The 8,551-nt window shown below is 53.6% G+C and carries 8 protein-coding genes; 3 read left to right on the forward strand and 5 right to left on the reverse strand.

Annotated features, from left to right (window positions below):
* Positions 1-254: 254 nt before the first annotated feature.
* Both I2G69_RS04160 and I2G69_RS04165 read left to right on the forward strand, forming a co-directional pair.
* Complete coding sequence (locus tag I2G69_RS04160; RefSeq protein ID WP_191395364.1) at positions 255-1,187, forward strand: DMT family transporter; 933 nt, start codon at positions 255-257, stop codon at positions 1,185-1,187.
* On the forward strand, positions 1,184-1,936 hold the full coding sequence (locus I2G69_RS04165) for an alpha/beta hydrolase (protein WP_195560259.1): 753 nt from the start codon (positions 1,184-1,186) through the stop codon (positions 1,934-1,936). Before I2G69_RS04160 ends, I2G69_RS04165 begins: the two co-directional genes overlap by 4 nt.
* A gap of 62 nt (positions 1,937-1,998) precedes the next feature.
* Here I2G69_RS04165 and I2G69_RS04170 read toward each other — a convergent pair whose 3' ends face one another.
* The 4 genes from I2G69_RS04170 to dpsA all read right to left on the reverse strand — a co-directional run bounded on the left by I2G69_RS04170 (position 1,999) and on the right by dpsA (position 5,383).
* Positions 1,999-3,273 carry an O-acetylhomoserine aminocarboxypropyltransferase/cysteine synthase family protein gene (locus tag I2G69_RS04170; RefSeq protein ID WP_191363127.1) on the reverse strand — a complete coding sequence of 425 codons (1,275 nt, stop codon included), beginning with the start codon at positions 3,271-3,273 and terminating at the stop codon, positions 1,999-2,001.
* Positions 3,274-3,395: 122 nt separating this feature from the next.
* Positions 3,396-3,773 (reverse strand): hypothetical protein, encoded by a 378-nt coding sequence (locus I2G69_RS04175; RefSeq protein ID WP_140400335.1) that lies wholly within the window; start codon positions 3,771-3,773, stop codon positions 3,396-3,398.
* A gap of 171 nt (positions 3,774-3,944) precedes the next feature.
* On the reverse strand, positions 3,945-4,517 hold the full coding sequence (locus tag I2G69_RS04180) for a dipicolinate synthase subunit B (protein WP_087231861.1): 573 nt from the start codon (positions 4,515-4,517) through the stop codon (positions 3,945-3,947).
* Between the two features lie 5 nt (positions 4,518-4,522).
* Entirely contained in the window at positions 4,523-5,383 is an 861-nt protein-coding gene (dpsA, locus tag I2G69_RS04185) for a dipicolinate synthase subunit DpsA (RefSeq protein ID WP_207740529.1), read from the reverse strand.
* A gap of 278 nt (positions 5,384-5,661) precedes the next feature.
* Between dpsA and murC the strand changes: the two genes are divergently transcribed.
* Positions 5,662-7,044, forward strand: coding sequence for a UDP-N-acetylmuramate--L-alanine ligase (gene murC, locus I2G69_RS04190; RefSeq protein ID WP_191363125.1), 1,383 nt, complete (start codon positions 5,662-5,664; stop codon positions 7,042-7,044).
* A 231-nt stretch (positions 7,045-7,275) separates the two neighbouring features.
* Here murC and I2G69_RS04195 read toward each other — a convergent pair whose 3' ends face one another.
* On the reverse strand, positions 7,276-8,301 hold the full coding sequence (locus I2G69_RS04195) for a rod shape-determining protein (RefSeq protein WP_191362850.1): 1,026 nt from the start codon (positions 8,299-8,301) through the stop codon (positions 7,276-7,278).
* Between the last annotated feature and the right edge of the window lie 250 nt (positions 8,302-8,551).

An 8,551-nucleotide genomic window follows, 5' to 3' on the forward strand; every position in this document is an offset into this window, starting at 1 on the left:
GCCTGCCTTCCGTTAGGGCGTGAAGTTATTATAGCACACCCTGCCTGCTAAGAAAAGGAAAAATCTATGAACATGCAAAAAACGCGGCTATTTATACACCGTCCGCGCGTCTGCCCCCTCCTTGCCATTCCTTGGACAGGATGGTATAATTTACGCAAAGAACTGCGGGGTGTTGTGAAGCGGAAAAAGCAGCATCCCGTATTTTTTCGGGCAATTTGCCCGAATGAAGAACGAGGGAAATGGAAGGGATCTATTTGTATACGAAAAAACAACTGCGGCTGGCGGAATTGGGCCTTCTGATTGTCACGATCATTTGGGGGAGCGGCTTTGTCGTTGTCAAAAGCGCGACTGGCAGCCTGGAACCTGCCGCTATTGTCGCGCTTCGCTTCGCAATCGCAACGATTCTGATGTGCATTGTCTTTTTCCCCCGGCTCAAGCGGATTGATAAGAGCTGTATCAAAGCAGGGGCGCTCGCCGGATTTTTGTATTTTCTCGCCTTTTATCTACAAACACTGGGAGCAAAATACACTACAGCGGGGAAAAATGCCTTTTTGACGGCAATCTATGTCGTTTTAGTCCCGTTTCTATATTGGATCATCCAAAAACAGCGCCCGGATCTCTACAATGTCTCGGCAGCCTTTCTTTGCATCATCGGCATTGGGCTTCTCTCCCTAAATGCGGATTTTTCCATCAATCAAGGGGACGCCTTTTCCCTTTTGGGCGGGGTAGGATTTACGGCACAGATCGTCGCCACCGCTATTTTAACCCAAAAGCAGGACCCTATTCTGCTTTCTGTCACGCAGTTTGGCTTCGCCACCATCTTTGCGGCGGTCACCTCGCTGCTGACCGAACCTATATCGACGCATCTTGCACCCGATACACTTACCTATATTCTCTATCTCGGCGTATTTAGCACCATGATCGCCCTGCTCTTGCAGACGGTTTGCCAAAAATACGTCCCCGCTTCAAACGCGTCGCTGATTATGTCGCTGGAGTCCGTATTCGGCTGCATCTGCGGAATCCTCTTTCTGCACGAAGAGCTCTCCGGGCGTATTCTCGCGGGCTTTGCCTTGATTTTTGGGGCGATGCTGCTTTCGGAGGTCAAGCCCGCATTTCTGCGCTCCGGTTTCCGGCGGCTGTCCGCCCCTCCAATCCATAGCAAAAAGAAAGAAGGCTCGGAACCATGATGGATCTCTCGCAAAATCCGCTCTGCCGTCCGTTTGACTTCGCGGGGAATCCCCGCCACGGCATCCTGTTGGTCCACGGCTTTACCGCCACCCCAGGCACCATGCTGCCGTTGGGGGAGGCTTTGGCCCGGCGTGGCTACCGGGTCAAGGGGATCTTATTGCCCGGCCACGGGACAACGGTGGACGACATGGAACACCGCCGGTGGCCTGAATGGATTGGCGCCGTCCAGGATGGGTTCGACCAGCTGTCGCAGGAATGCGAGCGCGTCAGTGTGGTTGGCCTTTCGATGGGAGGAACGCTTGCGCTTCTGCTGGCACAGACGCGCCCTGTCTATCGCGCGGTACCAATTTGCGCTGCGTTGCGCGTGCGCAACCGCGCCAGCCGTTTTGCGAGACTGATCTGGCCGGTGATGCGGTATCATACGGATTCCCCCCATCCCTCCTATGGGGAATTCCTGGCGGAATACAACGCTTGCTACGACCGCACTCCCGTCCGAAGCGTTGCGGAGCTCAACGCATTGATCGCACACACCCTTCACGGATTAAAAACCGTCCGGTGCCCGCTTCTGGTGGTCCGCGCAGGGAAGGATGAAACGGTGGCACCGGAAAGCGCTGAAATCATCATGAACCGTACAGCCTCTTCCAAGAAGCGGCTGCTGACGCTGCCGGACAGCCCCCATGTGTGTACGCTCGGGCCGGAACGTGAACGGCTGTTTCGGGAAATTGCCCGCTTTTTGGACGCACGGTAAAAGCCGTTATAAAACGATTAAAGCCCCCGGAATTTTATCCGGGGGCTTTGCTTATTCCAAATTTATACCTGTGCCAGTGCCTGCTTGATGTCGTCGAGAATATCCTCTGGATTTTCAATGCCCACGGACATACGGATCATATCCGCACTGATGCCGCCTTCCACCAGCTGCTCATCGGTCAACTGGCGGTGGGTGGTGCTGGCCGGATGGAGCACGCAGGTGCGCAGATCGGCCACATGGACCACAATGGAGGCGAGCTTCAAGCTCTCCATGAACTTGGCGGCTGCTTCTCTGCCGCCCTTGATGCCAAAGGAAATGACGCCGCAGGTGCCGTTCGGCATGTACTTCTGCGCCAGATCATAGTATTTGCTGCTCTTGAGGCCCGGATAATTGACCCAAGCGATGCGGTCGTCCTGCTCAAGGAACGAAGCGACCTTCAGCGCATTGGAGCAATGGCGCTCCATGCGTAGGGCGAGGGTTTCAAGGCCAAGGTTCAGCAGGAATGCGTTCTGCGGGCTGGCCTGCGCGCCCAAGTCGCGCATCAGGTGTGCGCGCGCCTTCGCAATATAAGCCGCATTGCCGAACTGCTTGCAATAGACAACGCCGTGATAGGACTCGTCCGGCTCCGTAAACTCCGGGAATTTGCCGTTGTTCCAGTCAAACTTGCCGCTGTCCACAATCGCGCCGCCGACCTGGACCGCATGGCCGTCCATGTATTTGGTCGTGGAGTGGATAACGATGTCCGCGCCGAATTCAAACGGGCGGCAATTGATCGGGGTGGCAAAGGTGTTGTCCACAATCAGCGGCAAGCCATGGGCATGCGCTACTTTTGCGAACAGCTCCAGATCGGTCACAATCAAGGCCGGATTGGAGAGCGTCTCTGCAAAGACACAGCGCGTATTCGGCTGGAAGGCTGCATTCAGCTCTTCTTCGGTGCTTTCCGGGGAAACAAAGGTAAAATCGATCCCCATCTCATGCATGGTCTTATAGAACAGGTTGAAGGTACCGCCATAGATGGCGCTGGAGCAGACGACATGCCCACCTGCGCGGCAGATATTCAAAACAGAAATCAGAGACGCCGCCTGTCCGGAGGAAGTCAGCAGCGCGCCAACGCCGCCCTCGAGCGCCGCAATCTTCTTTTCCACTGCATCGAGCGTCGGATTCGCAAGGCGGGTATAAAAGAACCCATCCTGCTCCAGGTCGAACAGCTTGCCAAGCGTCTCCGCATGGTCATATTTATACGTTGTGCTTTGTACAATTGGCACCACGCGCGGCTCCCCATCTCCGGGCGTATAACCCGCATGGATGCAATTGGTATCGATATGATACTGACTCATTTCACCATTCCTCTTTTCACATCTAAAATTTATACAGACCGCCGTCTTTGGAACCGGGCGCCGGCCAGCCGTAGAAACTTTACCGGCGCCGGTTTCAAAAACATGGTTTCAAACACAGTTTATCAGGGATACAGCAGGGATTTCACCCATCCCGCGGCTATATCTGTCACAGTGACTACGGCCCAGATCAACAAAATAAAAAGCACCACTGAAATCGCGCGCACAATAAACCGTTTGCGCGGGCTCATTTCAGCAGCTTCATCCGATTCCCCATCTGTCTCTTCCCGGCCGGTTACGCCGATGCTATGCATGAGGTCGACAGCCTCCTGTATACGGTTATACGGGACATACACATTTTTGTTGCACTTTCCCCCGTCCCCCGCATAGGCAGACGCAACTCCCTCCGTACCACAGACACGCTCTTCGTGCGGAATCTTGCTGTCATCCAATGCTGCGCCGATTCTACGGCACTTTTCCTCCGTAGCAGTCAACAACATCACCGGATCGCCCTCCTGGGGTTCCCGCAACTTGTTGCTATTACAGGCGGGACAGCGATATCCTTCTTTGATCAACACCTGACACCTGGGACAATACCGCATCGTTTCACTTCCTCTCTTTTCCTGTACCATCATAGCACACGAACGGGCGCTATGGCAATCTTTTTATCCGCTCTAACCCAAAATTGGTTGGAGCTGCCGCCCCTCTAAGGCCGCCAGTGCCGCCGGAAGCAGCTTTTCAAAATCTGCCACCAGTGAGTACGGTTTTTTCTCCGGATCGTCCTGTGCAAAGGGAACAAAATAGACGTTCTTCGTGTTGAGAAGCTTTCCGATGTTCTGTGCGGAAGCCGCCAACGCGTCGTTTGTAGCGAGCGCCAATAGCACCGGACGGCCAATGCGCAAATTCGATTTGACCGCCATTGTGACCGGCGTATCCGTAATGCCGTTTGCGAGCTTCGCCAGCGTATTCCCTGTACACGGGGCTACAATCATCAGGTCCACCATTTTTTTGGGGCCGATCGGTTCCGCCCCTACGATGGTCTGGATCACGTCCCGGCCGGAAATCTCCCGCAGCTCCTGTAAAAAATCGGATGCTTTGCCGAATCGTGTGTCCGTCTTTGCCGCGTTATAGGACATGACCGGCAAAAGCTGGTATCCCTGCTCTGCCAAAGCGCGCATTTGTTTTAGGGATTTGGAAAATGTACAGAACGAGCCGCACAGTGCATAGCCAAACGTCAAATCGTTCAAAGTCCTCACTCCTCCATGATGTTGTAGATGGTGTTTTTGATGATCTCCCCAGCCGCCTTTGGTGCAACCCGCCCGGGCAGGGACAACGCCTTGATAACACGGATGCCAAGTTTTTCCGCCGCTTCGTAATCGACTCCGCCGGGCGCGCTGGCCAAATCAATCAAGATCGTCCCTTCCCGCGCTTTGGAGAGCATCCGCCTATTAAAGACAAGCGCAGGGATTGTATTAAAGATCAAATCGTATTGGTCCCGGTCGCAAATATCGTCCGTCTTGACCGCCTGGTAACCGAACAGCTCGACCCACGCGAGGTCGCTCGTTCTGCGGGCGCTCACGGTGACCTTTGCACCAATGCCGCGCAGCATCCAGGCCAATACCTTCCCGATGCGGCCATACCCGGCCACGAGGCAGTTGCTTCCATTGATCGTTCCCGCATATTCCCGCATGGCGATTTCTAGCGCGCCTTCCGCGGTAGGAACCGTATTTTTGACCGCAAAGTCCTCACGGGTGTAATAATCGTAGGTATCGATGCCGTCCCACAATTCACTGGTGAGGAACAGCTTTCCCATCATGCCGCCGAAGACCGTCTTGTTTCGCATGTACTCTGCAAAGGTATCGTCCAGCGGGGTCTTTTTTTCACTGTAGTGGGTGTTTAAGTATTTTCCATCCGCCGTCACAGGCAAAGGCAGGATAATGTTTTCACATTTGGCAGCGATCTCGTCCAATTCAGCCTTGACAACGCCTTTCTGAAAATTTATGGTGTCAAAACCGAACGCATATACGGTATATCCATCCGAGGCGATGGACTCAGCCAAAGCGATTTGCCGCCGGTCGCCGCCGACTACGCCAAAACTGTTATAATCAATCATATTTCAAACCTCCTGCATGGACTAAACCAGCCCTCCTGTTGCCCTTTCCAGGGAAATATGGCTGTAACCTATAGTATGGGGATTTTTTCACTGTGTGATTATCCTGAATAAAATCCCTTCCAAAGCCCCGGCGAATTTTTTCCGATCAATTTTTCAAGAAACGGTTTATTCTTTTGGGATTTTGCAATATAATAAATTAGTTAAGTCTGCCAACGGTAGACCGCACTGCTTTTATCAAGCACTACCTCTTTCAACATCTGCTAAGGAGATCATATAGAATGGACAGCAACGATATTTTGTCAAAGGTTCAAAAAGTTCACTTTGTGGGGATCGGAGGTTCCGGCATGTGCCCCCTCGCGGAGATTTTGCACCACAAGGGCTATCAGCTCACCGGCTCCGACACCAGCGAATCCGACACCCTACAGCGCATCCGCTCCTATGGAATCCCCGTTTCAATGGGCCATCGCGCGGAAAACATCGGCGATGCAGAGCTGGTGGTCTACACCGCTGCCGTCAAGCAAGATAACCCGGAGCTTGTGGCCGCGCGCGAAAAGGGCGTCCCGACGGTCGAGCGCTCCGTCATGCTCGGCATGGTAACCCGCCGGTATCCAAACTCCGTGGCGGTCTCCGGCACGCACGGCAAAACGACTACTACGGCGCTCATCACGCAGATCCTCGTCAACGCCGGCGCCGACCCGTCCGCAGTAATCGGCGGAAAGCTCCCCTTTATCGGCGGAAACGGCCGTGTCGGCCGGTCGGAGACCATCGTCTGCGAGGCCTGCGAATATGTGGACACCTTCCTGCATTTGGAACCGGCGCTGTCCGTTATTTTGAACATCGACGCCGACCATCTCGACTACTTCAAGACGTTGGAGAACATCATCCGCTCCTTCCACCAGTTCGCCCTTCAGACTTCCCGCCTGCTGATTATCAACGGCGACGACGCCAACACCCGCAAGGCGGTCGAAGGAATTCCTTCGGAAAAACTTCTGACCTTCGGCTTTGACGAGGGAAACCGGTATCGTGCGGTGGATATTGCCGACACCAAGCGCGCTTGTGAGCGCTTCACCGTGTTGAAAGACGGCGCCCCGCTCTGCGAGGTCAGCTTACGCATTCCGGGGAAACACAACATCTACAACGCGCTCGCTGCGGTTGCCGTCGCGGACTACATGGGGGTGGACGCACAGACCATCGCAGAAAGCCTCCACCAGTTTACCGGCGTGCACCGCCGCTTTGAGATCCTCGGCACCTTCAACGGCGTGACCGTGGCCGATGACTTTGCCCATCATCCCACCGAGCTGACCGCTACCTTGAACGCTGCCATGCATATGGGGTTCCGTGAGGTCTGGGCGGTCTTCCAGCCGCACACCTTCTCGCGCACCTATATGCTGTTGAACGATTTTGCCAAGGCGCTGTCCATCCCGGACCACGCGGTTCTCTCCGAGATCCTTCCCGTACGGGAGGTCAACACCTACAACATCTACGCCAAAGATCTGGCGGAAAAGATCCCGGGCTGTGTGTGGTTCCCAACGTTTGAGGAGATACGCGACTATGTGATGGCAAAGGCGCAGGAGGGCGACTTGATCTTGACCCTCGGCGGCGGCGACGTATACAAATGTGCGAATATGATCGTAGAAACATATCAAGCACAGAACAAGTGAGTTTGTATTGATTTTGTAAAAACAATATAACGGCTCTTTCGTATTTTAAAATGAGAAAAGCCCATAACCTCTTTTAAATCCTATCGTTTCCTGTTCGTTAAAAAATTTAGGCGGGTGGTTCCCCAATAAGGAAACCACCCGCCTGTTTTTTTATCTGTTTTGATTGGATTCCTTCAAAAGTAGCTCCGAAAAATGGCTGAATGCCTTTGAAAATCCGTGCAAAACGTGCCTTTAATAAGCGGCGCTCAACGGATTGAGCACACCGTAAGCCTTGCTCTCAATGTCCTCAATGTATTTGATTGCAAGCCCTGCGCCGCGCGCTACACACATATCCGGCTCCTCAGCGATACGGACCGGCATTTTCGTCTTCTTGGAAATCAACTTATCGAACCCAAATAGCTGCGACGACCCGCCGGTCAGGATAATCCCATCCGAATACACATCCCCCATCAGCTCCGGAGGCGTCTTTTCCAGCATTTCCTGTACGGTATAGATGATCTGCATCGCAGGCTCGATCAAAGCTTCCAACATCTCGTCGCACGAAATGTCCGCCCACTGCGGCAGGCCGGTCATCGCGTTACGGCCCTTGACCCGGTGCTTTACCATCTCCTTGCGTGGATACACGCAGCCGATGGCGATCTTGGCCTCTTCTGCCATGCGTTTTCCGATGATGAGATTGTATTTCCGGCGAACATATTTGATGATCGCTTCGTCAAATGCATTGCCCGCTGTCTTGATTGAGCGCGAAATGGCAATGCCGCTCAAAGACAGCACGCCCATGTCGGTCGTGCCGCCGCCGATGTCCACAATCAACGTCCCGTGCGGCTCGTCGATCTTGACGCCGGCGCCCATAGCCGCTGCAACCGGCTCTTCAATCAGGCAGATTTTTCGCACGCCGGCGGAACTGATGGCGTTTACCACCGCGCGCTTTTCCACCTCGGTGATCAAGCAGGGGACGCTGACCACCACACGCGGCATAAAGACCTTGCTGCCGCTGATCTGTTTCATATAATGGCTGATAAGATACTGCGCCAAATCAAAATCGGAAATCACGCCGTTGCAGAGTGGCTGCACCACATCGATGCGGTCTGAAGTCCGCCCGACCATCGCATACGCCTCACTGCCGATGGCGACAACTTCCTCCGTCTCCACATTGTACGCCACCACGGCTGGTTCTTTTAAAATAACGCCCTTCCCGTCCAAGTAAATTTTTACCGTGGACGTGCCCAAATCAATCGCAATATCGGTTCCGAGCATGCACAATCACTTCCATTCAAAATCCATTTTGCGGCAATTTCAAAGTGCGGCGCACTGCGTGACGCTTTGAAATTGCCACAAAAGAAAGTATTTTCCCAATTTGAGAATACATTTCATTATATTACATCCACGGAAGCTTTTCAACCGCTGTTCTGTGTTTCATCCCAGTGAACTGTAGAGCTACAATACATGTTGGACAGAAGAGCAAGTAAAAGCAAATAAAAAAGTAGAAGGACAGAGCCTTCATAGG

It is taken from the genome of Anaeromassilibacillus sp. D41t1_190614_C2 (genome assembly GCF_015558525.1).
Classification (GTDB): Bacteria; Bacillota; Clostridia; order Oscillospirales; family Acutalibacteraceae; genus Anaeromassilibacillus; species Anaeromassilibacillus stercoravium.